The organism is Sphingobium chlorophenolicum, from assembly GCF_000722875.1.
Classification (GTDB): domain Bacteria; phylum Pseudomonadota; class Alphaproteobacteria; order Sphingomonadales; family Sphingomonadaceae; genus Sphingobium; species Sphingobium chlorophenolicum.
Genome location: NZ_JFHR01000025.1, coordinates 22884 through 49838, shown reverse-complemented (window position 1 = coordinate 49838; position 26955 = coordinate 22884). Strand labels below are relative to the sequence as shown.

At 65.6% G+C, this 26955-nt stretch carries 23 protein-coding genes and 2 pseudogenes; 18 read left to right on the top strand and 7 right to left on the bottom strand.

What is annotated here, in order from left to right:
* The first annotated feature begins 8 nt into the window (after positions 1-8).
* The gene (locus BV95_RS12075; RefSeq protein ID WP_051749745.1) at positions 9-1880 is read left to right on the top strand and encodes an exonuclease domain-containing protein; all 1872 of its coding nucleotides are present in this window, start codon (positions 9-11) and stop codon (positions 1878-1880) included.
* Between the two features lie 72 nt (positions 1881-1952).
* On the opposite strand, the pseudogene BV95_RS24940 reads toward BV95_RS12075, so the two are convergent.
* The 4 genes and pseudogenes from BV95_RS24940 to BV95_RS12060 form a co-directional block, all read right to left on the bottom strand.
* Positions 1953-2144, bottom strand: a pseudogene (locus BV95_RS24940) (GntR family transcriptional regulator); the annotation flags it as partial.
* Positions 2141-3034: a phytanoyl-CoA dioxygenase family protein gene (locus BV95_RS12070; RefSeq protein WP_037451962.1), complete on the bottom strand. Its 894-nt coding sequence runs from the start codon at positions 3032-3034 to the stop codon at positions 2141-2143. The gene BV95_RS12070 and the pseudogene BV95_RS24940, both read right to left, overlap by 4 nt.
* A gap of 18 nt (positions 3035-3052) precedes the next feature.
* Positions 3053-3667 carry an acyl-homoserine-lactone synthase gene (locus BV95_RS12065; RefSeq protein ID WP_037451959.1) on the bottom strand — a complete coding sequence of 205 codons (615 nt, stop codon included), beginning with the start codon at positions 3665-3667 and terminating at the stop codon, positions 3053-3055.
* Positions 3668-3723: 56 nt separating this feature from the next.
* A complete protein-coding gene (locus tag BV95_RS12060) occupies positions 3724-4491 on the bottom strand; it encodes a LuxR family transcriptional regulator (RefSeq protein WP_234703171.1) in 768 nt (255 codons plus the stop codon).
* Between the two features lie 239 nt (positions 4492-4730).
* On the opposite strand from BV95_RS12060, the pseudogene BV95_RS24935 reads away from it, so the two are divergent.
* A pseudogene (locus BV95_RS24935) lies at positions 4731-4928 on the top strand (transcriptional regulator domain-containing protein); the annotation flags it as partial.
* Positions 4929-5022: 94 nt separating this feature from the next.
* The gene (locus BV95_RS22740; protein WP_051749744.1) at positions 5023-5529 is read left to right on the top strand and encodes a DNA -binding domain-containing protein; all 507 of its coding nucleotides are present in this window, start codon (positions 5023-5025) and stop codon (positions 5527-5529) included.
* A gap of 162 nt (positions 5530-5691) precedes the next feature.
* On the opposite strand, the gene BV95_RS12050 is transcribed toward BV95_RS22740, so the two are convergent.
* Together BV95_RS12050 and BV95_RS12045 are read right to left on the bottom strand one after the other, a co-directional pair.
* Positions 5692-6831 carry a phospholipase D family protein gene (locus BV95_RS12050; protein WP_162179746.1) on the bottom strand — a complete coding sequence of 380 codons (1140 nt, stop codon included), beginning with the start codon at positions 6829-6831 and terminating at the stop codon, positions 5692-5694.
* A gap of 29 nt (positions 6832-6860) precedes the next feature.
* On the bottom strand, positions 6861-7460 hold the full coding sequence (locus BV95_RS12045; RefSeq protein WP_051749743.1) for a hypothetical protein: 600 nt from the start codon (positions 7458-7460) through the stop codon (positions 6861-6863).
* 356 nt (positions 7461-7816) lie between these two features.
* On the opposite strand from BV95_RS12045, the gene BV95_RS12040 reads away from it, so the two are divergent.
* The 4 genes from BV95_RS12040 to BV95_RS12025 all read left to right on the top strand — a co-directional run bounded on the left by BV95_RS12040 (position 7817) and on the right by BV95_RS12025 (position 11753).
* Positions 7817-8854, top strand: a complete 1038-nt coding sequence (locus tag BV95_RS12040) for an ArdC family protein (protein WP_037451953.1) — start codon at positions 7817-7819, stop codon at positions 8852-8854.
* Positions 8851-9258 carry a DUF2958 domain-containing protein gene (locus BV95_RS12035; protein WP_037451951.1) on the top strand — a complete coding sequence of 136 codons (408 nt, stop codon included), beginning with the start codon at positions 8851-8853 and terminating at the stop codon, positions 9256-9258. The genes BV95_RS12040 and BV95_RS12035 overlap by 4 nt, the downstream gene beginning before the upstream one ends.
* A gap of 83 nt (positions 9259-9341) precedes the next feature.
* A complete protein-coding gene (locus tag BV95_RS12030) occupies positions 9342-11195 on the top strand; it encodes a ParB/RepB/Spo0J family partition protein (RefSeq protein WP_037451948.1) in 1854 nt (617 codons plus the stop codon).
* A gap of 114 nt (positions 11196-11309) precedes the next feature.
* The gene (locus BV95_RS12025; RefSeq protein WP_037451945.1) at positions 11310-11753 is read left to right on the top strand and encodes a hypothetical protein; all 444 of its coding nucleotides are present in this window, start codon (positions 11310-11312) and stop codon (positions 11751-11753) included.
* Positions 11754-11808: 55 nt separating this feature from the next.
* Here BV95_RS12025 and BV95_RS12020 read toward each other — a convergent pair whose 3' ends face one another.
* Positions 11809-12426, bottom strand: a complete 618-nt coding sequence (locus tag BV95_RS12020) for a thermonuclease family protein (RefSeq protein WP_234703170.1) — start codon at positions 12424-12426, stop codon at positions 11809-11811.
* A gap of 240 nt (positions 12427-12666) precedes the next feature.
* Here BV95_RS12020 and BV95_RS12010 point away from each other — a divergent pair, with 240 nt between their 5' ends.
* The 11 genes from BV95_RS12010 (at position 12667) to BV95_RS11960 (ending at position 26953) form a co-directional block, all read left to right on the top strand.
* Complete coding sequence (locus tag BV95_RS12010; protein WP_037451937.1) at positions 12667-12987, top strand: DUF736 domain-containing protein; 321 nt, start codon at positions 12667-12669, stop codon at positions 12985-12987.
* A 180-nt stretch (positions 12988-13167) separates the two neighbouring features.
* On the top strand, positions 13168-13392 hold the full coding sequence (locus BV95_RS12005; protein WP_037452028.1) for a helix-turn-helix transcriptional regulator: 225 nt from the start codon (positions 13168-13170) through the stop codon (positions 13390-13392).
* On the top strand, positions 13385-13969 hold the full coding sequence (locus tag BV95_RS12000; RefSeq protein WP_037451935.1) for a S26 family signal peptidase: 585 nt from the start codon (positions 13385-13387) through the stop codon (positions 13967-13969). The genes BV95_RS12005 and BV95_RS12000 overlap by 8 nt, the downstream gene beginning before the upstream one ends.
* Positions 13957-14601, top strand: a complete 645-nt coding sequence (locus BV95_RS11995; protein ID WP_037451932.1) for a lytic transglycosylase domain-containing protein — start codon at positions 13957-13959, stop codon at positions 14599-14601. Before BV95_RS12000 ends, BV95_RS11995 begins: the two co-directional genes overlap by 13 nt.
* A gap of 318 nt (positions 14602-14919) precedes the next feature.
* The gene (locus tag BV95_RS11990) at positions 14920-15279 is read left to right on the top strand and encodes a hypothetical protein (RefSeq protein ID WP_037451929.1); all 360 of its coding nucleotides are present in this window, start codon (positions 14920-14922) and stop codon (positions 15277-15279) included.
* Between the two features lie 342 nt (positions 15280-15621).
* Positions 15622-17610 carry a relaxase/mobilization nuclease RlxS gene (rlxS, locus tag BV95_RS11985; protein WP_037451926.1) on the top strand — a complete coding sequence of 663 codons (1989 nt, stop codon included), beginning with the start codon at positions 15622-15624 and terminating at the stop codon, positions 17608-17610.
* 277 nt (positions 17611-17887) lie between these two features.
* Complete coding sequence (locus BV95_RS11980; RefSeq protein ID WP_037451924.1) at positions 17888-19840, top strand: UvrD-helicase domain-containing protein; 1953 nt, start codon at positions 17888-17890, stop codon at positions 19838-19840.
* Complete coding sequence (locus BV95_RS11975) at positions 19837-23049, top strand: helicase (protein WP_037451921.1); 3213 nt, start codon at positions 19837-19839, stop codon at positions 23047-23049. The genes BV95_RS11980 and BV95_RS11975 overlap by 4 nt, the downstream gene beginning before the upstream one ends.
* Positions 23050-23051: 2 nt before the next feature.
* Positions 23052-24944 (top strand): DUF1998 domain-containing protein, encoded by a 1893-nt coding sequence (gene drmB / locus BV95_RS11970; RefSeq protein WP_037451918.1) that lies wholly within the window; start codon positions 23052-23054, stop codon positions 24942-24944.
* Entirely contained in the window at positions 24932-26674 is a 1743-nt protein-coding gene (locus BV95_RS11965; RefSeq protein ID WP_037451915.1) for a nuclease-related domain-containing DEAD/DEAH box helicase, read from the top strand. The genes drmB and BV95_RS11965 overlap by 13 nt, the downstream gene beginning before the upstream one ends.
* A 90-nt stretch (positions 26675-26764) precedes the next feature.
* Positions 26765-26953, top strand: a complete 189-nt coding sequence (locus tag BV95_RS11960) for a ribbon-helix-helix domain-containing protein (protein WP_037451912.1) — start codon at positions 26765-26767, stop codon at positions 26951-26953.
* Positions 26954-26955: the final 2 nt, after the last annotated feature.

The window sequence follows — 26955 nt, the reverse complement described above, 5'->3', positions numbered from 1 at the left end:
GGGCTCCGGTGGCATTCATCTTCTATGATACCGAGACCACCGGAACCGACACGCGCTTCGACCAGATTCTGCAATTTGCCGCGATAAAGACGGACGAAAATCTCGAAGAGATTGACCGGTTCGAGATCCGCTGCCGCTTGTTGCCGCATGTGATCATGTCGCCGGGCGCGATGCTCGTAACCGGCGTTTCCATCGAGCAGGCGACCGATCCCAGCCTGCCGACCCACTATGCGATGGTCAGGGCCATTCGCGCCAAAATGCTCGAATGGTCGCCCGCGATTTTTGTCGGCTACAACAGCCTGGCATTTGACGAGGAATTGCTGCGGCAGGCGCAATATCAGACCCTGCACAATCCCTATCTGACGCAGCGCGAGGGGAACGCGCGCGCGGACGCGATGATGCTCGTCAAGACGGTCGCCCAGTTCGAGCCTGACTGCCTGGTCATTCCATCGAAGGCCAACGGCAGGCCAAACTTCAAGCTCGACCAGCTCGCTCCGGCCAACGGCTTTGATCACAGCAATGCCCATGATGCGATGGCCGACGTCGAGGCCGTCATCCACTTGTGCCGGATTATCGCCGACAGCGCGTCGGCCGAATGGTCCAACTTCATTCGCTTCTCGCAAAAGGCGGCGACCGAAGCCTTTCTCCTGGACGGCGATCCTGTCCTGCTGAGTGAACTCTACAGCTTTGGCGGGCAGAAACATTTTCCCATAATCTGCGTCGGTGTCGATCGCGAGCAATCGACCAAGCACCTGTGCTTCGACTTGAGCCATGATCCGGTGGCATTCGCCGCGATGCCCGATCATGCCTTGATGGCTTGCATCACGGGCAAGCCCAAGCCTCTTCGCAAGGTCAAGATCAACGCGGCGCCAACGTTGCGATCGATCGACGACGCACCGGCCTGGTCGCTCGGTGGCCTGTCCGAAGCGGAAATCGCGCGTCGAGCGGCTGCCGTGCTCGCCGACACCTCCTTCCTCGCGCGCCTCCTCGATGCCTACGAAAGCTCGAAGATCCAGTATGACGAGCCCGAGCATGTCGAGCAGATGATCTATGGCGCTTTTGCATCGACGCCTGACGAACGGCTCATGGACCGGTTTCATGCCGCGCCCTGGCCGGACCGCCATCTCTTGCTGTCACAATTCACGGAAAGCCGTTTCGCGCTGCTTGGCGCACGGATCATCTACGCGGAAAGCCCGGCCTTGCTTCCGCCCGAACTGCAAGAATCCGTGCGCACGCATGTTCGCGAGCGCCTTCTTTTTGAAGGCGAGTGCAAGTGGGGGACGATCGCGAAAGCCTTGGCCGAATGCGACGAGCATGAGCCGACAGCTACGCCACTTCAGGCCGAAATGCTGCGCCGCTACCGATGCTGCTGCAGGCTCTGGCCACATAGAAAATCGAGCTTCAGGATGGTGGATCCCCAACGCAGCTCTGATTGGCCACCGGCATTCTCTGCGTTCGGAAGCGATCATGCCGGTTTCAGCCATATATGGACCATAATGCCGCTCTGCGGCGGCAGACTGCGGCGGGCGTTCACCCGATCAGTCCCGGTAGACCGCTCGCACAATGTCGGCGGCGGCACGGCGCCGGCGGCGATGATAGGATGCGCTGAGGCGTCGGAGTGTATCGCGCTCCCCAGCCGCCGCAGCCGACGTCACGGCAGCCAGCTCCTCTTCGGCCTTGTCGAGCACATGGGGTTCGACGGTACGGGCGGCATGCAGTCGTGCGTTCAACTGATCGACGGCGCGGGCATGCTCGCCATTTGCCGACCGTCGGGCAATCGCGAGAAAAATCTGATCCGCGCGATCGGCGATCGGGCGATCCTCCGCGTCGGTCGCTGGCATGGCGATCGCGGCTGGGCGTGGCCAGGCGCGGATGGCTAGCCCGAGCAGTTCGGCGAACCAGCCGTAAAGATCCTTCAGCCCCGGCTCGTCGAGGGCGGGGACGTGGAAACCGCCGCTCGTGCGGGTCTCGACCAGGCCTTCCCCGGTCAGCAGGTGGAGCGCGTCGCGGACCGGCGTCACGCTCGACGCCAGCGGCGCGGCCAGCACCGCCGGGTCGAGCCGGTCGCCCGGCCGGAATTCGCGGCCCATGATCCGGCGCTTCAGCACCTCATGGACGCGTTCGGCGGTCGCCCCCGAGTTCATGAGGCGGCTCGCCGCGCTTCCAGATGGGCATCGACCATGGCCTGCTGGTCGGGGCGGAGCGCGTCGATCGCGCCCAGTGGCCGATCGGCATCGTCGCCGAGCAGGACCGAGGGGCACTGGCCTTCATAGTTGCCGAGATTGGGACGGTGCTGGCGATAGCCGACCAGCGCCGCCAGCTCCGGTGGGAAATGTCGCGCGACCGTCGGCGGATAGGCGAGCCACTGGTTCTCGTAGGGTTTGAGCCAGCCGAGCGAATAGCCGACGACCAGCCCGCGCCGCACGGCCCCGGTGCGGTTGGCGCCGGCGCCATGCAGGGTCGAGCCGAGGAAGACCAGCGCCGCGCCCGGCGCCATCCCGGCCGCGAACGGCAGTTCTTCGGGTTCGGCGTCGAGCGCCCTTGCACCGTGGCTGCGCGGCCATACGAGCGTCGCGCCATTGTCGCGGGTGAAGGGCGTAAGCGGCCACATCACGTTGACGAGATATTCGATCTCGCCGACCGGCCCGCGCCACATGTCCTGGTCGCGGTGCGGCAGCTGGGCGGGCGCGCCGGGATGGACCGCGATCGCCTGCGTCGTGTTGAGCTGGATATGGTCGCACCAGGGCGACAGCACCGCCTCGACGATGCCAAGGACGAGGCGATGTTGGACCAGAGCCGCGGCGTGGCGCGATCGGACGAGCAGCCGGCCGAACCGCTTGGTCGTCGTGCCGTAGAATCCACCTTGCCCGAACGGCGTGCGCGTGAACTGATCGGCGAGGTCGTCGTCGAGCGCCCGGACGATGGCAGGCGGCAGCGCATCGTCGACGATGCAATAGCCCTGTGCGGCGAGCTCGGCAGTGCGGCGCGCGACCGCGCCGGCGAGGTCGCCAGAAAGATCGAGGGTATCGGTCATCGTGCTTCTCCCGCTCCATCAGGCCGCGACGCGCTGGTCGATGCGCAAGGCCGACGCGGTGATGCGTCCGGCAGCGAGCAGCGCCGGGGTCTCCGGCGTGATCTCGATGCGAAGCGCCGCGAGCATCGTGCCGTCGATGACCTTGGGAAGGCCGAGCGGCATGCAGCGCCAGCCAAAGGCGAGGATCTGCTGGCACCAGCCCATCTCCGCGATCGCGCTATAGGCAGTGATGCCCGTCGCCAGTGCATGGTCGGCCAGTGCGGTCACCAGCGTGTCGCGCACCTGGCGGCGCTCACGCGCGCTCAGCCGACGATCGAGGCAGAAGCGGGTGATCTCGAAAGTGTCGGGGCTTTGCGGCGGAGCCTCCTCGCACAGTTCTGCATAGAAGCTGTCGAGGATATGCGGCCGCATCGTCGGCAACAGCCGAGCGGATCCGAGATGGGCGCCGTCCGGCTCGGCGAGGATCAGATAGGCGGCGTGGACATCGTCGAACTGGTCGACCTCATAGCGGCCGTCGAGGACGGGAACGTCCCATTTGAGCAGGTCGACAAAGACGGATTTGCGCGCCTCGAACATTGCGCGAAGAACCGCGTCCGATTCCGGGCGCGCGGCGGATTGAACAACATGCAGCATGGGACTGCCTCCTTGACCGTGATCGGCCAAGGGTCACCCTGCTGCGGGTCAGCCCGCTATTCCGGAAAAGGGTAATATCGGCGACGAAAGATATCCGAGAAGGTCAGCGTTCCGTCGAAGAGCGTCAGGATCACCAGATATGTCCGCTTGTTCACGCCGTAGCGCTCGCAGGCCTGCTTGATATGACGGGCGACCGTCTCCTCGCCGACGCCCAGGATGAGGCTGATCTCCCAGTCGCTCTTGCCACGCGCGACCCAGAGCACGCAGTCGCGCTGGCGGTCGGTGAGGACCGGCCGCGGCGGCATCTGAAGGCCTCCGCGCATCGCCCAGAGCCGCCGCGCGCCCTCGAAGGCGAACATCCCCGCGAGTTGCGCCAGCGGCAGCATCTCGTTCGGCATCGGCCGGCCCGCCTCGTTGGCGAACGAACAGGAGCCGCGCGCCTCCCCGGGTACATGCGCCGGCACGGTGAATCCGTCGCCGATGCCCTGGTCGCGGCCCATCGCCAGCACGCGGTGGTCCTCGCGGGTCATCGGGATCAGGTCGGACATCCGCGACCAGGGAAAGCCGACGCTGGTCATATGGCTGGCGCGGTGGACGGGATCGGAGACGCCGAGCGCATTGCGATCATAATAGTCGGCCCAGCGCGCCGGATAATTGTGGAGGCGAATGGCGCTGCCACTCGCCGCGATGATGTCGACATGGTGCGTCAGCGCGAAATACTGGAAGCCGAGCTGCTCCGTCACCGCCGTCATCGCGGCGGCGAGATCGTCTGCATTCGCCACGGCCTCGACGACGCGCATGAACTGCGTCGCCATGTTGTGCATGCCCATAGGGCAGCGTCGCGGCCCCGGGCGGTGCCTCAAGCCACCGAAAATCCCCGGGTCGCCCTTTCCCGGTCCCTTGGGCCGGGCGGCGGTTCCTCAAGCCGTCACCCGGCGAGCAATGTCATGAAACTGACGTATCATGATGCGTTGCAACACAAAACCTGCCTTTCGGCGAGCGGCGACGGCGATGCGCCGGATCGTTGCGCCGGGGATGCCGGGGGTGCAACGACTCGCCGGAGATGGGACCGCGCGTGAATGGGCAAGGATCCCCCGGCCCGGGGTCCGGCTGGCGCGACCCGGCGCCCTATGCTGCCTTGCGCGGCATCGATCGCGCGGGGCTGATGTGGGAATGGCTGCGCCGCGATCCCGGCTATGTCGGCTGGTACACACGCGCCAGCACCGCGACCCGCAGCGCCGGCGCCCCCGTGCCCTGGGGGCTGCACTTTCGCGGAACATCCCGGCCTCCCGGCCCCGGAGGCGCGGATCATCTGGCATGCCGATCTCGACCCCGGGACGATCGGTGTCGTCGCCTTGCCCGCCGATCCGGCCGATCCCGACAGCATCCATATCGCGGGAATCGCACCCTGGCTGGCGATCGCCATCGATCCCGCTGGGTACGAGCATGCGGTGCTGTCCGACGGCTGGCATCACATCCGGCTCGACATCGAGGAGGGACGCCTGGCCGGGCAGGACGCCGTCCTGCTCCATTATCGGCTGCGCGGACTGGCCTTGGCCGAAACCCGGCTGCTACCGCTTCGCCGCCTGCTCGACCTGTGCCGGCATCGCCGGTTCGCGCGATCGCTGTTTCCCCGCGACTCTCGGATCGACCGTGGGATCGAGCTGCTGCGCGTGCACGACGCGCTCGGGGAAGGTGCGAGCCAGCGGGAGATCGGCGCGATGCTATTCGGCGAGGAACGCACGGCGCACGAATGGAGCGGTGCCTCGGATTCGCTGCGCTCGCGCGTTCGGCGACTGGTGCGCGAGGCGCGTGACATGGCGCGCGGTGGATACCGGCAGCTGATGCGACGAAAGTCCTGACCGGCCGATCGGTCGTCGATAGTCTTCCGACATTGAAGTCGTGGGCCACCTAGACGGATCGGTGGCCGTCACGCATTGAGGAGTGGAGTTTGGCGCCCGCCGGGTCTCGGCCTGGCGGTAACGATCGCTGGCGCAAAGAGCATGGCGAGCTGCGCTTCAAACTCACGCGCGGGGCGGCCGGAATCGCGAAGGCCGAAGATCGACTTCGCCGTGCAACAGCAGCGCCGCTTCCAGCCGCTCGTCAATCCAGGCGCGAGACCGCGCGGTCAGCATCATGTGCGCCTTGCGATTGTAGGACTCGAACGGATTGGTGTTGCCGCTGCCGTCACGCAGGTTGCGCTGCGTCGATGCGAAGCTGTCCGGTCCCAGCGCTCGCATCATTTCGTGGAAGGAGATGCCGCAATCGAGCGCGCCGTCGATGAAGCGCCCGTCATGGACCCGGACATAACGCGGCCAGTCTGCCTTCCAGGGTCGCGCCTTGATCTCGGCCTTCGACGCCATGTCCTCGTCGTCACGATGACGGCGCCCGATCGCCTTGCCGAAGATCAGCATATCGTCGGCGACCATGCGCGCCATGTAGATCACGTCTGCGTCCTCCACCTGCCGCGGCGGCTTCGATTCCGGATATGTGCAGGCCCAGTTACAGCCGTTCTCGGCAATCATGTTAGCGATCGAAAGATCGCGTCCGGCGCGATTGGCCGCTGTTCCGAAGAATTTGACGAAAGCCTGGTTGTCCGGATCGGCGGCGGTGGACAGCGGGAGGAAGGGACTTCCGACATCGACGTCAGCCCCATAGTCGGGAAGCTCGCTGCCACCGGCAGGACCACAGCCCTTCCGTTGATGGGCCGTCAGCTGCTTTTCCCAACGGGTGAGCTGCGCAAGCGAGAGATCGGCTCCGGCACGCTTCCATAGATCACGGAAATAGGTTCCGCACGAAGCGACGACTTCGGGATCATACGCGAGAAAGCCGAATTCGTGATTTCGTCGGAAAGCGGCATCCGTGACGTTCGCGCTCGTGGCGATCGCGCTGCGGTCGCCGAACAGATAGAGCTTGGAGTGAAGATGCTTGATGCCACGGACCCGGCCGCCAGCCTCGACCGCCAGCCTCAGCGCGGCCAGATCGGATACGCCCTGGTTGAAGCAGTTCAGATCGAAGCGGGTGATGATCTCGATGTCACCAACGGCTCCACCCAGCAGGCGCGATAGGGCGTTCTTCTTGATGAAGGGGCAGATGATCCGCAGCGAACCGGCTGCGGCGCGACGGGCGGCGAGGATCTCGGCGTCCCAGTCCCGGCTGATCAAGCGGAAGGAAGGCTCCGTTCTTTCCGGCATCAGCGCATGTCGCTCAGATAGCCGTCGCAGCCGGTGAAATAGCCGGCAACGGCCTTCATCACATCCGCCAGATTCTCCAGGTGCATGGCGCCGTAGGCAATCGGCAACGCATTGCCTTGGCGATCGACCGGATAGCGGTTGGAATAGGATCCGGGGTCGATCTTGGCGAATTCGAGCACGACCGATTCCACGACCGGATCGGCTTCGTCCGGGTCCGTCGTCCCGTACCGCTCGAGCATCTCCCGGAAGCTCGTCCACAGGACGGCAAGATCGTGCGTCTTCCAATTCGCGTCGATACCGACCGCACGGCCATGGGTCGCGAGATGATATTTGAGCGAGAGCTCGATGAACTGCCGGTAATTGAAAAGGATCGGGAACACGAGCAGGTCGCGATCGAACCGGTTGCTTGCGGCATGGGCGACCGCCAGGTCCGCGGCGCTCTTATATCCCTCCGTCATCAGGACGAGGCGGGTGAAATCGTCTTCCGCGATGACGGCATTGTCGGCCTGCTTGGTCGCCTCGACGAACGGCATATCCCCTGCGGTGGGCCATCGGAACTCGGTATTGAGCAGTTCCTCGAATACGTGCCGCTTCGACATTTCCGTCCCCCCAAAACGCCGCCAATCGACCACGATAGTTCGAGCGACCGTCAAGTCATCATCATAATGAGGACTTCGCGGTCACTTCGTTGATGCGAAGCGAATTGCGGTCGCCGCGCTTGACGCGCGGCGGCGCTGTCTGTGGGCCTCTCCCGGTGGCGCGGGAGTGGGCGGCGCTCCCTGCTAGGCCCGCTCGCGTCCCCGGCAAGCCGGGCTGCGCCCGGCTCCTTCACTTCCGTTGCGGCCCTTCGGGTGCCGGCGCCGCTCAAGCAGGCCTCTCCGGTTCGCATCCTGCCGCCCACCCCCGCTTTCCGGGGAGGCCATGGTGGTTTTTGGGGCGGTGCAGGAGGTGAACGATGCGTGTCTCCCCAACCGTCCGCGCGCGCGGCAAGGGCCGGAAATCCTCGGCGTCCAGCGCCGGAACGCCAAACCCGGCCAAGGCCCGGACAGAAGCCGAAGCCGCCCGCACGAACCTTTATGACGAGGTGACGGCACGGATTATCGGCGAGCTTGAGGCGGGCCGCTTTCCGTGGGTTCAGCCTTGGGGCCGTCCCGATGGCGATGGCAGCGCGGTCAGCCCCGGCCTGCCGCGCAACGCGCTCACGGCGCGCCGCTATTCGGGGGTCAATGTGCTGATCCTGTGGGGCGCGGTGATCGAGCAGGGCTTTCAGTCGCAGGCTTGGCTGACCTTCAAGCAGGCGCTTGAGGCGGGCGGCTGCGTCCGCAAGGGCGAGCGCGGCACCACCGTCGTCTATGCCGACCGCTTCACCCCCGAAGCCGAGAAGGCCCGCGCCCGCGACGAGGGCGGCGAGGCCCGCACCATCCCCTTCTTGAAGCGCTTCACCGTGTTCAACGTCGCGCAGTGCGAAGGGCTGCGCCCCGGCCTCGCGCCCGAACCCGCGCCGCTGCCCGAACGCCAGATCGTGCCCGTCGCCGAGCAGGTGATCGCGGCAAGCGGCATCGAATTCCGCGTCGGCGGCAACCGCGCCTTTTATGTGCCCGCGCAGGATTATGTGCAGGTGCCGCCGCAACCGGCCTTCTTCGAGCAGATCAACTATTACCGGACCTGCCTGCACGAACTTTGTCACGGCAGCGGCCACAAGTCGCGGCTGAACCGAAACCTCGTCAACAGCTTTGGATCGAAGGATTATGCCCGCGAGGAACTGATTGCCGAAATGGGTTCGGCCTTTCTCTGCGCGGCCCTCGGCATCGTCCCGACCGTCCGCCACGCCGATTACCTTGGAAGTTGGCTGGACGTGCTGCGCGAGGATAACCGCGCGATCTTCCGCGCCGCCAGTGCCGCCAGCAAGGCCGCCGACTGGCTGTTGGCGCGACACGCCGTAGCCCAAGCCGAGGCAGCCCAAAGCAACACCGGCGAACGGAGGGCGGCATGATCTTGCTCACCTCCGAGCTTCACGCCACGCTGCGCGTGAATGCCGACCGCTCCGCCGAGGGCGATCATGATCCCGCGCCGGTCGTCAAATTCTTCAACCCGCTGGGCGCGGCGACATGGCTTGCGACCGAACTCTACGACGATGGCGACACCCTGTTCGGGCTGGCCGACCTTGGGTTCGGCTGTCCCGAGCTTGGCTGTTTCAGCCTGTCCGAACTGGCGAGCATCCGCCTGTCGTTCGGCCTCGGCATCGAGCGTGACATCGGCTTTTCGACGAGCATCAGCCTGTCGGTCTGGGCCGACACCGCGCGCCGCGCCGGTTCGATCCTCTGTGCCGAAACCCTTCTCCACCGTGCCGCCCGCGAAGGCGGCGAAGGCTCCGATCTTCCGCCTTCTGGCGGATGACGCGCGGCGCGTTTTCGCCGCTTTGTAAGCCGGTCCGCCCACCCGGAAAGATCGACGGACCGGCACTCACAAGGAGTAGACCGATGAAACTCGATTTTATCCCGCTCGACAAGCTGGTCGTGAGCAAGGCCAACATGCGCTACGGCAAAAAGGCCCCGGACGTGTCCGACATCCTGCCGACCGTGCGCAGCCGTGGCGTCATCCAGCCGGTCATCGTCCGCCCGAACTGCGCGCCTGATGGCTATGAGATCGTCGCCGGAAGCCGTCGCTTCCATGCCGCAAGGATCGTCGCCGACGAACGGCGCGCGGGCGGCGACGCCGACCCCGATGCGGCCATGCTGCCCTGCGCCATTCTTGACGATGGCGACGACGCCGACGCCATCGAGGCGTCGATGATCGAGAACATGGCGCGGCTCGACCCCGACGAGGTGACGCAGTGGGAAAACTTCACCCGCCTCGTCCGCGAGGGCCGCAAGGTGGAGGATATCGCCGCCACCTTCGGACTGCCCGACCTCACCATCCGCCGCGTGCTGGCGCTTGGCAACCTGCTGCCGCGCATCCGCGATCTTTACCGCAAGGAGCAGATCGACCGCGCGACGGTGCGTCACCTGACCCTCGCCTCCAAGAGCCAGCAAAAGGCATGGCTGGCGTTGGCCGAGGATGAGGACAGCTATGTGCCGACCGGCCACCAATTGAAGGCGTGGCTGTTCGGCGGGCAGTCGATTCCGGTGAAACATGCGCTGTTCGACGTGGAGGCGAGCGGGCTTGCGACCATCGCCGACCTGTTCGGCGACGACCGCTATTTCGCCGACGCCGATGCCTTCTGGACCGCGCAGAACGAGGCGATCGAGGCGCGCCGCGCGGCCTATGTCGAGCAGGGCTGGGCCGACGCGATCATCGTGCCGCCGTCCGATCATTTCTCGACATGGGAATATGAGAAGGCGGGCAAGCGCAAGGGCGGGCGCGTCTATATCGACCTGCGCGCAAGCGGCGAAGTCACGATCCACGAGGGCTATGTCAGCCGCAAGGAAGCGGCGCGCCTCGCCAAGGCCGAGAGTTCGGAGAATGGTGGCGTAACCGGCCACAAGCCCGCCCGACCCGAGGTGACATCGACCATGCAAACCTATGTCGACCTGCATCGCCACGCCGCCGTGCGCGCCGCGCTGACCGGCCATCCGGCCATTGCGCTGCGCTTGATGGTGGCCCATGCCATCGGCGGCTCGCACCTCTGGACCGTCAAGGCCGAGCCGCAATCCACCCGCAACGACGAGGTGCGCGACAGCCTCGACAACAGCAAGGCCGAGGCCGATTTCGACGAGCGCCGCCGCGCCGTGCTGGCGGTTCTCGGCTTCTCCGCCGAGGAACCGACCGTGACCGGCGGAAACGGCGACGACTACGGCATCGTCGGCATCTTCCAGCGCCTGCTCGACCTGCCCGACACGGTCGTGATGGACGTGCTGGTCATCGTCATGGGCGAAACGCTGGCGTCGGGCAGCGCCGCCGTCGAAGCGGTGGGCATGGAGATCGGCGTCGATATGGCCCGCTGCTGGCAGGCCGACGACGCCTTTTTCGAGCTGATCCGCGACCGCGAAGTGCTGATCCGCATCGTCGCCGAAGTGGCGGGCGAAACTGTCGCCAGCGCCAATGCCGGTGAAAAGACCAAGACCCTGAAACGCATCGTGCGCGATCATCTCGACGGCACGGGCGGGCGCGACCGGCGCGAGAATTGGGTGCCGCGCTGGATGACGTTCCCGCCCGCCGCCTATACCGCGCGCGGCGGTGTCGGCACCGTCGCGGCCCATGCCAAGGCGCAGGCCGCGCGTGAGATCGAGCGGCGCAGCCCGAGCGACGACGAACCCGATCCGAGCGCGCCCGGCGCGGCGATGACCCTGCCGGACCCCGACGATGAGAGCGGAGCCGACCGGCTCGCCGCCTGATCCCGTGCGGGCGGCAGGGTACGAAACCCCGTCGCCCGCATCTTTCCAACCCCCGAAATTTCGGCCGCGTGGCCTCCGCCGTCCGGCGTCGGCCACGCGGGAAAGGAGACCATCATGGCCGACCGCGTATCCGCCAGCATCACCATCGGCGGCACCCTGCCGCGATCCCTCCTGCCCGATCTCGCCGCACTCGTTCAGGCGGAGGGACTGTCCACCGAATGGGACGGCGAAACCTTCACGCTCGCGATGTTTCGCGAGGGCGCGCCACTCGAACTCATGGCGCATGAAGTGGCTTGGGGTCGGTTCGAGCGCCTCGAAAGCTGGTGCGTCGAACATCGCCTGTCGTTCGCCCGCTGGTCGGGCGGCTATTCCGGCCAGTGGGACGCCGAGCGCACCGTGTTCACCGGCGCGGGCGAGGTGCAGTCCTATGCCGCCGACGAGGATGACTATCTCCTGATCGGCCGCTGCACCGCCGAACGCCTCGGCAGCTACGAGGCGATCCTCGCCCACTTCGCGGCAGGCGATTTCGCCGTGCCGCCGCTGCGGCTGCTGCCCTGAATATCGGCCGCGCCCCGGCCTGCTGACGCGGGCCGAGGCGCGGCGATTTCCTGTCTCAACTGCGCGCGCGCCCGCACCAGTCGGGCTTTCGCTGCCAGCGCGGCCACCAGCGCGCGGCGCCGGTCGCCACCAGTTCGGACCCGACATCGCGACCGGCCAGCATCACCCGCGCGACCGTTCGATTGTAGCTGCGCCCGACCCGCAGGATCGTGACGGTCCGGCCGTCGAGCAGCGCCCGGGCACGCACGGTCGCGGCCCGGCCGAGGACGATTTCCGCCCTGCATCTGGCCTCTCCCGCCTGTGTCTCGGGCGCGTCGATCCCGGCGATCCGGATGCGTTCGCCGCTCTCCAGGCGGAAGGTGTCGCCGTCGATCACATGGCTGACGCGCCCTTTGTCGGGCGGCGCGGCGGCGATCAGCAGGAGCGCGGCGCAGCTCGCGGCCAGGCGGAGGACAATGGTCGACATGGCGCTGGCTTCTATCGCCTTTCGCACCAGACCCGAACCCTGTCCTGTCGTCATCGGCCGCGCAGGCGGCAATATCGGCCGCATTGCCGTGCGCGCCCTGGACGTCGATCCGATGGCGCGGTGGGGCGTCCGCACTGTCCTTGCCTGTTCCCTCCCGCCGGATGCACCGGCGGCATGGTCGTCGCTGTCGCTGCCATCTCCCCGCACCGTTTCCGGCTCCTCGGGCGCATGACCTGGGACGGCCGCAGTCCCGCGAAACCATCGCCGCGCAGCTTATTTCCCCGCCCGCCAAGGCGGGCTCCTCGCGGTCGCTGCGCTTCAAATAAGTCTTCGGCTCCGGTCCTCCGCTGCCGCTCCGGCTGGCCGGTTCGCGGGCCTGCCGTGACCGTCCCTCCGGTCCGCCCATCGCCCGGAAACGGTTCGGGGCGACTTTTCAGGAGACGAACAATGCCAGCCATCGGTTATGTCACCCGCGACGGAAACGGCTTCAAGGGCCAGCTCAAGACGCTCTCGATCCGCACCGACATCGAGATCATTCCCAACACCCGCAAGTCCGGCGACACCCAGCCCGACTATCGCGTGTCGGCGGCCGACGTCGAGGTCGGGGCCGGATGGGTCCGGCGCGGCGAAATGAGCGGCAAGGACTATGTGTCGCTGTCTCTCGCCGCCCCCGAATTCGGGCCGCGCCGGCTCTACGCCAATCTCGGCCGCGCTGCGGGCCAGGACGACGATGACGCCTTCGCGATCATCTGGAATCCTGCCGACTGAGCGAACCGCCCCGCGCCCCCGCAAGGGCGCGGGGCATTGCCGTCGGCCCGCAACACCAATGCCAACCAAAGGGGGTCGGAATCGCATGGGTCGATTTGCGACCCTGCCGAAGACGGCCGGATCGATCCAATCCGGGCTCATCAGCGGCGCACGATGCGCCGACGCAGATGGACCGATCCGATGGACGATACCGCGACACGCGCACAGGCCGCGCGCGAGACCTGCCCCTTCCTCACCGCCAAGCAGGCGGCCTTTCATCTCGGCCTCGCCTATTCGACGCTCAAGCGCCTGCGCCAGACCGGCAAGGGGCCGAAATGCCGCCTGCATGGCCGTACCTGGCGCTACCATATCGACGATATCGAGGCTTGGTCGGCGGCGCGCGCACGCGGAGGCGACCATGGTTGAGCCTCCTTTCCGGGACCGCCCGCTGCCGCTGTTCGCCTGGTTCGAGGTCCGGCGCGCGGCCCATCTACGCCGCCTACGGCTGCGCCGTCGCGCCGCGCTGCTCGGCGTCGGCATCGCCTGCCTCGGCCTCACGATCGCGCTGCCGCCGCTGCCCCGGCTGGTCTGGAACGCGAGCGCCAGCGCGCCCATTGGCCTCTACGCCGTGTCGCCCGGCGCGGCGCTCAAGCGCGGCGATATGGCGGTCACCTGGCCGCCGGCCGAAGCGCGGCAACTGGCCGCGAGCCGCCATTATCTGCCCCGCAACGTGCCGCTGGTGAAGCGCGTCGCCGGCATCGCGGGCGACATGGTGTGCGCGGTGGATCGCATCGTGCTGGTGAACGGCACGACGGTTGCGGTGCGCCGCAATGCCGACGCGGCGGGTCGCCCGCTGCCTGCCTGGCAAGGCTGCATCCGGCTGGCCCCAGGCATGGTCTTCCTGCTCATGACCGAGACCCCGGATTCGTTCGACGGGCGCTATTTCGGGCCGACATCGCGGCAGGATGTCATCGGCAGGGCGACCCCGCTGTGGCTGCGCTAAGGACGTTCGCGCTCGCCGCCGCGCTGCTCGTCGCGACTCCCGCCGCGGCCGGTCCGCCCAGAGTCGCTTCATCAGGCGCCGATCTCGTGCAGCGCTGGCGCGCCGAGATCGCCGAGGCGTCCGCACGGTTCGGCGTGCCGGTGGCGTGGATCGAGCGGGTGATCCGCGCCGAAAGCGGCGGCATGACCGTGCTTGGCGGACGGCCGATCACGAGCCGGGCGGGTGCGATGGGGCTGATGCAACTGATGCCGGCGACCTGGACGGCGATGCGCGCGGCGCACGGCCTCGGGTACAATCCGCATGAGCCGCGCGACAATATCCTGGCGGGCACCGCCTATCTGCGCGCGATGTATGACCGCTTCGGTTATCCCGGGCTGTTCGGTGCCTATAATGCCGGTCCCGGCCGCTATGCAGCATATCTCGCGTCGGGCCGTGCGCTGCCGGCCGAGACGCGCGCCTATCTCGCGCAGGTGTCGGGCATGGCTCCAGGTCCGTCGCAATCCCCTGCGCAGCAGCTGCCACCGCCATTGTTCGTCACGCTTCGGACCAGCGCGAAATCCAGCGATCCATCACTATCGCGCGCGCCGGGCGAGCCACCAGACACCCTGTTCGCGGTCCGCGCACCCCGTTGATTCAGCATATGCGGCAGCGTTGAAGGGCGCCGACCGCGAGGGCATTGCGACCAGCAGACGTTGGAGGGGCTCGTCTCGGCAAGGCCCAGCATGACGGGCGGCGAAGCGGCTGTACAAGGCCGGCGGCCCCTCCAATTTTGCCGCGATATGGAGCGTGCTTCGCACGCGCTTTTGTTCGTTTCGGCGCAACAAAATCGGTTCCTCCGCCGCCGCTCGCGCGGCGCTCCGGCTGCGCCTCCGCGGCCCTGACAGCCGCTCCGCCACCCGTCCCGGGAGGTCTGTCCTCGATGATGGGGACTTCAAGCGAAGGAGGCGATCATGACCATGTTTCAACCTGTCGGCATCGTATCGGACCGCGTGGTGGCAACGCTGGTGGCTGGGCTCGAAATCGAGTTCGGACGGGGCGCTGGCGAGGCGCTGGCGCAGCGGTTCCTAGAGGCCGAGGAAAGCGATTTCCTGTGGGATGCGCGAGTGTCGGAGCGATGGCTCGGGGCGTATGAGAACAACGACGAAGAGGATTTCGAGCTCGATCGGGTGGCGATCGTCGGGCAGCTGGATGGCCGCTGGTTCGTCGCGGTGAGCATCGTCGATGGCGATGGGAACGCGCATGGATTGATGGGGCGGCGCAGCTTCCGGAGCGAACGCCAGGCACGCAAAGCCTTCGCGGCGACGCATTGATCGAGGCATCGGAAACGCCGGGACAGGGTGCCGGACAGGCATCGTGTCCCGGCTCTTTTTGCCTCGGCTCAGGCGAAATGGGCGGGCTACAGGATGGCGGAAATGAGCGACAGGAGCAGGTCAGACGGGAGGACGGCGTAAGGCAAGATAAAGCTATGGCACTGGCGTTCCATAAGCCTTTGTCTGCACATCGTTTTTTGGGCCTACAGACGGCACTGCCTTCCTCGCGCCAGTGCCGTTACGCGTGAGATCGGCGGATTTCCGCCATGTTCGGCGGCACCGGTTTTCATGTGTTCCGGCTGGCGCCATGCTGGCCCTTCCACGCCCCCGGGAAACAGCATCATGGCCGACGACGACAGCTTCAAGCCGCGCCTCGGGCGCCAGCGCCAGCAGGGCGGCAAGCGCGCCCGGCGCTATCTCGGCCGCGTGCTCGCGGCCGCCAATCTTGCCCGGAGCGGCGCGGCAGGACCGAACCTTGCCAGGGGCAGCTTCACAGGCAGTCGAAGCGGTCGCGGCGCGGGCGTCGGCCGCGTGCTCGCCAGCCGCGGCGACCATAGCGCTGCGAGCCGGCGCCGCGTCATCGTCAAGGCGAGCATCGTCAAGCTTGCCGGCAAGGGGGCATCGGCTGCCGCCGCGCACCTGCGCTATCTACAGCGCGACGGCACCACGCGCGATGGAACGCGGGGTGCACTCTACGGCCGCGATATCGATGCCGTCGACGGCAAGGCGTTCGGCGAGCGCGGGGCAGGCGATCGTCACCAGTTCCGCTTCATCGTATCGCCGGAAGACGGCGATCAATATGACGATCTCAAACCCCTGACCCGGCGGCTGATGAACCGGCTCGAAGAGGATCTCGGGACCAGGCTCGACTGGGTCGCGGTCGACCACTTCAACACCGGCCACCCGCACACCCATATCGTCGTGCGCGGCAAGGACGAGCGCGGCGCCGATCTGATCATCGCCCGCGACTATATGACGACCGGCATCCGCGAACGCGCCGCCGAGCTGGTCGATCTCGATCTCGGCCCGCGTACTCACCGTGAAATCCAGCAGGGGTTGCGCGCCGAAGTGGAGCAGGAGCGCCTGACCTCGATCGACCGGGCCTTGCTCAAGGGCGCGGACGCCGACCAGGTGGTGGCGAGCCACGGCCGCGATACTTTCGATCAGACGCTGCGCGCCGGCCGGCTGGCGAAGCTGGCCCGCCTTGGCCTCGCCGAACCTCTCGGCGCCGGCCGCTTCCGGCTCGCGCCCGACCTTGCCGATACGCTGCGCGCGCTGGGAGAGCGCGGCGACATCATCCGCACGATGCAGCGCAAATTTTCCCGCGCCGCGGTCGAACGCGCTGCGGCCGACCAGGCGATCTACGATCCCGCCGCGCCCGATGCCCGCCCACTTGTCGGCCGGGTGCTGGTGCGCGGGCTCGCCGACGAACATGCCGATCGCCAGTACCTGATCGTCGATGGCGTCGATGGGCGCAGCCATTACGTCGGGATCGGCAAGGGTGCGGAGACCGATGCGGTTTTGACCCATGCCTCCGTCGTGCGCATCGAGCCGATCCGGCCCGAGATTCGAGAACTCGATCGCACTGTCGCCAAGATCGCTGCAGCCAATGACGGTCGCTACGATGTGGATGCCCATCTGCGCCACGATCCGACCGCGACCCAAGCCTTTGCCGAAACCCATGTTCGCCGGCTCGAGGCAATGCGGCGGACGGCGGGCATCGTCGAGCGCGAGCCGTCGGGTCGCTGGATCATCGCGCCTGATCATCTCGAACGCGTGGCGGCCTATGAGGCAGCGCGGCTGCGCGACCGTCCAGTGGCGATCACCACGCTGTCGGCGCAGCCGCTCGATCGGCTGGTCGAGGCCGACGCCGCGACCTGGATCGATCGGGAGCTGATGGCGGGGGGGCCCGAGTCCGTCCGCGATGCCGGGTTCGGGCATGATCTGCGCGACGCCCAGGCACGCCGGCGGCAGTGGCTGGTGGCGCAGGGATTTGCCGAAGAGACGGGCAGCGGCACGACGTTTCCGAGCGGCATGATCACGGCGCTCCAGCGGCGAGAACTGCTGCGGGTCGCAGGGCAGCTCTCGGAGGAACTCAAGATGCCGTTCCGGGAAGCCACCGAGGGCACGAAGGTAGAGGGCGTCTATCGGCGGTCGGTCGACCTCGTCAGCGGGCGCTTCGCGCTTATCGAGCGATCCCGGGATTTCACGCTCGTGCCGTGGCGCCCGGTGCTCGAGAAGCAGGTCGGCAAATCGGTCGCGGGATTGATGCGTGGCGACGGCATCAGCTGGTCGATTGGCAGGGGACGTGGTGGGCCGGGGATTTCGTGATGGGACGCACCGTTCACGACTGCCATTTTAATCTTAACCTGAGAACATGAACTCTTCGCCCAAATGATTCGAGTACAGTGCCTCGCGTGACTTGCCTTGCCGTGCAAATTCAGTAGCTTCGAAGTTGGGGGCTGAAAGTGTATCTATCGTCTGTCTGGCTCGAGTTTGTAGAGCTTTTTCCTAATTCACCAGCACACGCTGCCGCGAGAGCGGTGGCCTCGCCCGACTACGTCGCATGCGGTGAGAGCCAGCCACGGGGGTGCCAGTGAACTTGGGAATGAACACACCTGCCACGGAACAGGCAATAAAAGCACAGTCTCAAGCCGACGACACGCCTGAGCGCAATGCCATTCTTAGTGCTGGGCCGGAGGTCCGGATGCTGGTCGAGGCAGGCCCCGGTACCGGCAAGACGCAGATGTCAGCATTGCGGCTTGCCGGTCTGATTCGAAGGGATCTGTCGCCCGGACAGGTGTTAGTCCTCTCCTTCTCGCGAAGCGCGGTGAGGACGCTCACACGACGCCTGACCGTGGTTGCCGCTGCCGATGCGCATATCGTGGAGGAGCTTCGGTACGTGTCGGTCCGGACTTTCGATTCCTGGGCCTTCAGAATTCTGCGCCTGCTCGGCAATGATCCGTCTGAGCTTCTGAGGCGGGCTCACGACGAAAACATCGCCGCGGTGACGAACGCGATAACCGGGCCGGCACGCGAGGTGGTCCGGCAGTTGATCGGCGATCGCCGTCACCTGATCGTCGATGAATTTCAGGATTTGCCGGGAGTACGAGGCGAGCTGGTGCTGGCGCTACTTGATCTCATGGCCCCGCCCGGACAATCGGGCTGCGGTTTCACGATCCTCGGTGATCCGGCGCAGGCAATCTACGGCTTCGCTGCCGACAAGGGCGCGATGACGCCCCGCCAGTACTGGGACAAGGTTCAGAAGCTCTATCACGGCGAACTGCGGATCCACAGTCTACAGGTCAACCATCGTGCCACCGAGCCTCTCGCGGCTCTGTCAGCGCAGCTTCGCTCGGTTCTTCTTGGCAGCCTTCCGGATGAGGAAAAGCTGAAACTGATCCGGACGGTCATCGCTGAGCTACCGGAACAGAGCGGAAGCCTTGACGGGCTCGGATCGGAATCGGGGAGCAAGGCCGTTCTTACCCGGACCAACGGAGAGGCCGTCCGCGTCCTCCAGAACATCATGGGCCCCGGAGTGAAAGGCCCGGAGGCGCCGGTGAGGATCCGGGCTGCGAATTATGCCAGCCTACCGCCAGCCTGGATCGCCGGCCTGCTGCGGCCCGCGCGGGCGCCTACCATGCCGCGTATGCAGTTCGACCGGATCTACGAGCGCCTCGCGTCGATCTGGGATGACGAGATGCGGAAACGCCTTGAGCTCCCCGCCTGCGAAGTTGCATGGGCGCGTCTGATGCAGGCGAGCGGGGCTCCGGCAGATGGCACTTCACTCGATCTGGCCGAGCTGCGTGCCCGGCTCGCTTGGCCGGATTCCTTTCCGGATGACCAGCCACTCGTCGACGATGCGCTGATCGTAACCACAGTTCACCAAAGCAAAGGCATGGAGTTCGACATCGTCACGCTGCTCGACAGGTCAGCGGACGACGACGTGCCGGTGCCGGATGCTCCTGGAGAAGAAGCCAGCGTCGGCTATGTCGGCGTGACCCGCGCGGCGCGCGCGCTTCGCAGATCGGGCGGCGATGAGCTCTATCCAGCGCCGCGGGACTGGAAGTTCACGGGCGGGCGATCGCGCCTCTGTCACTGGCGCAACGGATGGCTCAATCTGGAAATGGGGCAGCCGGGCGATGTCGATCCGGTTGGTTTCGTTGATCCTACGTTGCACGGCGGCAAAGCGGGAGTGGATGATCTGCAGGCGTTCCTGCTCGAGAATGCGCGAACGCTTGAAGGCCACAAAGTGATGCTCTGTCAGAAGAATGTGGAAGGCAAGGTCCATTGGACCATCCATCTTCAGGATGACCGCGAGCCCGGTCGGCTGCTCGGACGAACGAAATCGCAGCTTACCTACGATCTGCTGCATGTCCTGCATGATCGCGGTTTCAAACTGCCATGGCGCATATTCAACCTACGCATTTCCGCCGTCGGGACGCTCACGTCGGATGCAGAATGCGCGCTTGAAGAGCCCGATAGGAGCAGCCGTCTGTGGCTCGGGGTCGGTCTGTTCGGCACTGGAGATTTCAAGACCGTGAAGCGACCCGCGAAATGACCGACATCCAGACTGCCCGTGCGGACATCATTCATCATGCCTCCGCGTTGCTGCTCGGCCCGCTGACCGATGACGAAAGGCTCGCGTCCGCCCCCGTCGATACATATCTTACGGGGATTCTCTGGCCCGAGGGCGAAGCGCTCGACGCGATCGAGGACGATGAAAGCGAAGGGGCGCAGAGCGGAGACGATGGTGATGCGGACGATGGTGTCCCCGGTTACCGCGCGATCAGGCCCTGCTCGTTCGGCCTGACCTTCGCGGTCGATCTCGCGATCGCAATCGAAGTCAGTTTCGGCACCACGGCCCGCTACTACGCCGTCGAGGGTGAAGCGCCGCGCCCAGGCGCAAGGCCTGCGCGTCTCTGGCAGCGGAACGCGCTCGACTATCATCTGATTATTCCGCCGGGGCCTGCGGCCACGTGGCGCACGAGCGATTTTCTCAACGCGGCTGGCGAGGAAATTACTGACCCCGAGGTGCAGCTTCACGTTCGCCGCAGGATTGATAGCGAGCAACAGATCCTGACCATCACGCTGATAAACAAGGCGCTGGAGGCCGACGATCGTTATCGCGATGAACTATGCCTGTTCCAGACCGAGCTGATCGTCCGGACTCCTGGCAAGGAGGCGCAGGGCGCGATCCGGCCTCGGCCGGTGCTGCCGCTGGTCGGCGGAGATGAGGATGCCCAGTCCGCGGCACTTCTATACCGGGACGCTGTGGAGTTCGCGGTCGGGCATGGTGTCTCCGTTGACTGGACGAGCGGCGACAGCCGCCGTGCTGAAGAGGTGCGGACGACCTGGCTTCCGAATGCCGTGGTGCGGGGCATGAGTCCGAACGGTCATCCGCTCCTGGATGGCTTCCGCGAGCGCCATCCGCACGCGCTTGATGCGGCTTGGCTCGCGCAAGGCGACATGCGCGCGGAGGTGACAGCGGCTCTCAAGGATTTCGCGGCGGGCTATCGGAACTGGATCGCGACAGCCCTTCATGAACGGCTCGATAGATTTGAAGGTGAATTGCACCAAGCCGCGCTTCGAAATCGCGATCGCTGTGCCGAGGCGGCCGGACGCATCGAACGCGGAATTCAGGTTCTAGAGACTTCCGATCAGGCTTGGTCGGCATTCAATCTCGCCAACGCGGCGATGGACCGGCAGTCGCGTTACGACATTAAGGGCGACCGCAAGGGACCGCTCCGCTGGCGGCCCTTCCAGCTCGCTTATATTCTCCTCGTCCTGCCTGATCTCGCCAGTCCTGATGACCCCGAAGGGGACCGTGAATGCGTGGATCTGCTGTGGTTTCCGACGGGCGGCGGCAAGACCGAAGCTTACCTTGCTCTCACCGCATTCGAGGTATTCCATCGTCGCCTAACGGATGCGGACCGGCGGGCCGACGGTGGCGTCGATGTGCTTATGCGCTACACGCTGAGGCTGCTGACGGTCCAGCAGTTCCAGCGTGCCGCGTCGCTGATTTGCGCGTGTGAGGCGATCCGGCTGGAGCGCGACGATCTTGGCACCGCCGTGATTTCGCTAGGTCTCTATGTTGGTGGCGAGGCGACCCCGAACCGGATCGAGGAAGCGCGCAGCGCGTTGGCGGAAGAGCATGGTGGCCAGAATCCGCGGTCCACGCCCCGGCAACTGCTGGTATGCCCGGTCTGCGCGACGGACCTTCCGCCTTCCGCCTACAGGTTCGCGGAAGGCGGGAACGGAATAGATATACGCTGCTCCAACCAGGCATGTGAGACCGCCGGCCGGTGTCTGCCGGTCCTCACCGTAGATGACTTCATTTACGCAGCACCCCCGTCGCTCGTGATCGGCACGGTCGACAAATTCGCACAGCTTCCGAGGCGAAGGGACATCAGAGCGCTGTTCGGGCTGGACGCGGGGCTACGGCCCGGCCTTATAATCCAGGACGAGCTGCACCTGATTTCGGGGCCGCTAGGTTCGGTGGCGGGTCTTTATGAAACCGTTATCGACATGCTCTGCACCACCGATGGGATCCGCCCGAAGGTGATAGGGTCCACGGCAACGATCGGGCAGGCAGCGCGCCAGGTTCGCGCGCTGTTCGACCGATCCGTGCTCCAGTTTCCGCCGTCGGGCTTTGAGGCTGGAGACTCTTTCTTCGCCGTGCGGGAGGAAGGGAACGAGCCGGACCGGCTCTATCTCGGCGTCTGCTCGGCAGGCCGAAGCCCGAAGTTCGCGCTTCAGGCCGCCGCCGCGGCATTGCTGCAGGTGCCTGAATATCTTCGTGCCCAGGGTTCGGCCGAGGCGGTGCTCGATCCGTTCTGGACCTGCGTGCTCTACTTCAACAGCCTGCGCGAGCTGGGTGGCGCTTATGTCCTGCTGCAGGATGACGTTCCGCGCCAGATGGAGTTCATTGCAGCCCGACTTACCGGGGCCGGAGGATCGATGCGGCCGCTGCAGCGCGAGCCGGTCGAACTGAGTAGCCGCGTGCCCTCGCGCGAGTTGCCAGCCAAGCTGAACGCCCTTGCTGTCCCGCTCATCGCGGATGACGACCCTTACGTCGAACTTCCCGAGGACAGCGTACTCGCATCCAACATGATCTCGGTCGGCGTTGACGTATCACGGCTCGGACTGATGGTGGTGAACGGCCAGCCAAAATCGACTGCGGAATACATCCAGGCGAGCAGCCGCGTCGGTCGCGGTCTGCACGGCCTGGTGGTGACGCTTTACAACTTCGGCAGGCCGAGGGATGTGTCGCATTTCGAGCATTTCCCGGGTTATCATGCGGCGCTTTACCGGAGCGTCGAGGCGACCAGTGTGACGCCCTGGGCGCCGCGCGCCCGTGACAAGGCGCTTCACGCCGTGCTCGCGGCTGCCGTGCGGCACCTCGTCGATGACATGGATGAGGATGGCGCGGCGGCGGATTTCCATGCCGACGACGAGGAGGTTCGTGCGGTCATCGAGGCTATCCGCGCGCGAGCCGCATCCGCGTCGGACCAGATCGAGGGCGCTGCCACGGCGGCAGATCTTGAAGCGATCGTGCGTGAATGGGCGCAGCGTAGCCAGGACGCTCGCAGCGGCGGCCGCCGGCTCGTCTACTGGGAGAAGAAGGCCCCCTACGGCCGGACGCTTCCGCATCTGATGACGTCCGCCGAGGAAGGTGGCCGGGGAACGCGTCTGGCTTGGCCGACCCCGAACTCGATGCGTGAGGTGGAGCCGTCGACCGCCTTCAGCCTCAAGCTGAGGGGGAGCTGATCATGGCGAGAAGACCTGCCCAACCCACCGGCGGGGCGCAGCCGGCGATCGAGCCGCTCGGCAGCGTCCGCCGTTCTCAGCTCATCTCCACTTACGGCATCGGCGCGATCATAGACCTCGAAAAGGGATCGTTCATGCCGATGGGACTGGACGATCTTGAGGGTGTCACCCGCCTACCGTCGCTGACGATCGGCGAGCCGAGACTCGAAGCCATGCTCGGCGTGACGCATTTCCGCCTGGGCCCCGTGTCCGAGTCAGTGCCCGGATCGAGAAGTGTGGTCGCGAAGACGACTGCGCCTGCCGTGCGTTTCCCGGAGTGGCACGAATGTCCGCGCTGCCACCGCATCGGTCGTCAGGGCGCGCCTTTTGAACTCGCCCCGGACGGCGGACGGCTGACCTGCCTCGCCCATGGCGGTACCGTCTATACGGCTCCCGTTCGTTTTGTGGTCGCCTGCCGTCACGGGCATATCAGCGATTTTCCGTGGGAGTGGTGGGCGCACCGCGACCGTGCTGAGGGGGTGTGTCCCAACCCCTCACTTTATCTCGGCTCGCTCGGACGATCAGCATCGCTCGCGGAACTCTATGTCGAGTGCCGGTCATGCCGGACGGGGCAGAACCCAACCAGACAGTCGCTGGGTGCGGCCTTCAGTTCTGAGGCCCTCAGCAGCTCGTCCTGCCCCGGTTTCCGTCCATGGCTGTGGGATCGCGAGAGCGGCTGTACGGAGCAGGTACGGATGCTCCAGCGGGGTGCCTCCAACGTCCATTTCCCCGTCGTCTGTTCGGCACTCTCCATACCCCCTGCTTCCGAGGCCGCGACGCAGATCGTGCAGGAGGTCCGGATGATGCTCGAGGCCGTGCCTGCCGCGACGCTGCCTCAAGTGATGGCTGGTCTGGCGGAACAGTATGGCATCAGCGCCGAGCCGTTGCTGATCGCCTGGCGGAATCTCAAAGCACTGGAGACCGGTTTCGACCAGCTCACAGAGCGGATGGCGCGGGCTGAGGAATATGCCGCACTCTCGGAAGATCGGGATGATCCTGTCCTGGCGGGCGTCGTTCCGCAGTTCCGTAACATGATCATTGAACCGCCGCCGGAGCTTACCGGCTGGTTTGACCTGATCGGCGCTGCCTCGCGTCTGCGCGAAGTACGGGCGCTCGCGGGCTTCTCCCGCATCGAGCCTTATCCCGTCAGTGCAGAGAAGGTAAGTGAGGCGATCCGTGACGGTGCGGTCTCGCCGCTTTCGAAGACGCCCAAGAACTGGCGACCGGCGGCAGAGATAAGGGGTGAAGGAATCTTCATGCGCTTTCGCACCCAGACGATTAACGACTGGATCGAGGCCAATCCCGGATTGAATGATCGGGTGGCAATACTCGAGGCTAACAGCGCGGCGATGGCGCAGAAGCGCGGCTATACGCGCGACTATCAGGTAACACCCCGTCTGCTGCTGGTGCATTCGTTCGCGCACGCGCTCATCCGTCAGATCTCGATCGAATGCGGCTACTCGGCAGCGGCTCTGCGCGAGCGCCTTTACGTCGCCGAGCCCGATGACACCAACCCTGCCATGAACGGCGTACTCATATATACGGGCTCCCCAGATTCTGAGGGAAGCCTGGGTGGGCTTGTGCGGCTGGCCGACCCTGAGCTGCTCACGCCGATCATCCTGAGCACCCTCCGGTCGGCAGGCTGGTGCGGCAGCGACCCGGTCTGTCTCGAGACCGATCCGCGGCAATCAGGCGAGCGCATCAGCGGCGCAGCTTGCCACTGCTGCCTGCTTCTCCCCGAGACGGCCTGTGAGAAGTTCAACCGCGAACTCGACAGAGCAATGATGGTGGGGGACGCGGAAAGCCGGTTCGCCGGCTATTTCGCGGATGCCGGGGAGCCGTCATGGCAATCCTGATTCCCGAGGCGCCGAAGAAGTGCCCCAATGGCGAGCGCCTCGTCTATGAGCGGATCGGGCGCGAGCTACCCGCCGGATGGGTCGCACTGCATTCGCTGGGCCTTCCGAACCATGAGACCAAGATCTGGGGCGAAGCCGATATCGTCATCCTGAGCACTGCCGGCATTTTTGCAATCGAGGTAAAAGGCGGCAAGGTCTCCTGCACCGACGGGGTGTGGACGTTCGGCGGGCCGGATTTCCAGAGCTATTCCAAGAAGGAAGATCCCTGGACTCAAGCCAAATCGGCGATGATGGCCGTGCGCGAGCAGCTGCAGGCAGCGTCGCCTGAGTTCCGTAATACGCTGTTCGGCTATGGCGTGGTCATGCCGTTCACGCCCTTCACCGTGCCCGGTGCTGAGTTTCTGCCGGAGGTTCTGCTCGACAAGCGACATTTCCGACAGCCCTTCGGCCACTATGTCAGCCATCTCGAGCGCTACTGGCGCGAGGCCGGCGAACGCAAGCATGGCCGGACCTATCAGGGGCTGACACCGGAGCTCATCCGGAAGGCCCGGCAGATTCTCCGACCCGATCTCGACACGGCGCTCAGCATTGGCGGTTGGCTGACGGGTGTGGAATCCCAGCTGCTCCAGCTAACCAATGAGCAGATCCGGATATCGCGCCGGATGGCGGCCAATCCCCGGACGGTGGTCCGGGGGGCTGCCGGCACCGGCAAGTCGGTGCTGGCACTTGACCGGGCGCTGCACCACGCGGGGCATGGAAGCCGTGTCCTATTTCTGTGTTTCAACCAGTTGCTTGCCGCGCATGTGCGGGCGTCGATTGCGAAAGATCCGAAGGCCGGCGGCATCGAGATCCGACACGCGCATGCGCTGTATCGGGAGATCATCACCGCCGCCGGTCTGCTGCCGCAACTGGATGCGCTCAATCCCGAAGATCCCGCATTCTTCCCGAAGCGCTTTCCAGAGCTTGCGGCGGATGCGCTGTGCGAGGCCGAGCATACACCTTGGGATGTCGTCATCGTCGATGAAGCGCAGGATCTGCTTACGCCGGAGCATCTTGACGTGATCGACCTGCTCGTTGCAGGCGGACTGCGCCAGGGCTGCTGGCATCTGTTCATTGATCCGTTGCAGAATCTGTACGGGTCCGATGTCGAGGAGCAGGTCGAGCTCCGGCTGAGCGATGCCTATCCGGCGTTCGACGATCTGTTTGAGAATTGCCGGACCACGAGGCAGGTTGCGGTTCAGACCTCGATCGTGTCGGGCATAGATCTGCCGGTCGCAGGCGCAGCCGAGGGCCTAGAGTGCGAGCTCATCACCTATGTCAATGAGCAGGATGCGCGGGAGAAGCTCGAGGAGCTGATCCGGTGTCTCATTATCGGCGACGTGCGATCTCAGGACATCGTCATTCTCTCGACCCGTCGCCGGGAAAACGCCCTGATCGCCGGGCTGAAAGAGATCGCCGGTCATCAGTTGGTTGATGCAGCCGCGGGTGTGCCGGATAAAGCCGGATCGCTGCTGTTCTCGACGATGCACGGGTTCAAGGGTCTGGAGCGGATGGTGGTCGTGGCCCTCGATATGGACGAGATCGGCGAGGAGCAGTGGTCGATGCTGCACTATGCCGGACTCTCACGGGCCCGCTGCCTCCTCTACACACTGATACCGGGCACCGTTCGTAAGGCTTATGACCGACAGGCACGCGCGTTCGGAGCCCGGTTGCAGACGCGACCCGGCTAAGGATGTTGACAGAAAATATGCAGAATGCATATGGGTGGTGCAGCGCTATGCGTTCTGGTACAACATGCAGCCAGCTGAGGAGGCGGTCGCATGGTGTCCGGTCGTGGAAAGTCAGTCAGAACGTCGGTCCTGCTGCCTGAATCCCAGTATTTTCAGTTGCAGGCGCTGGCCGCCGCAAATGACGTATCCACTTCCTGGATCGTCCGTCAGGCCGTGATTCGCTTCCTTTCCGAGAATGAAGGCCAGACCGAGCTGCCGCTGCGGATGGGAAAGGGCTGAGG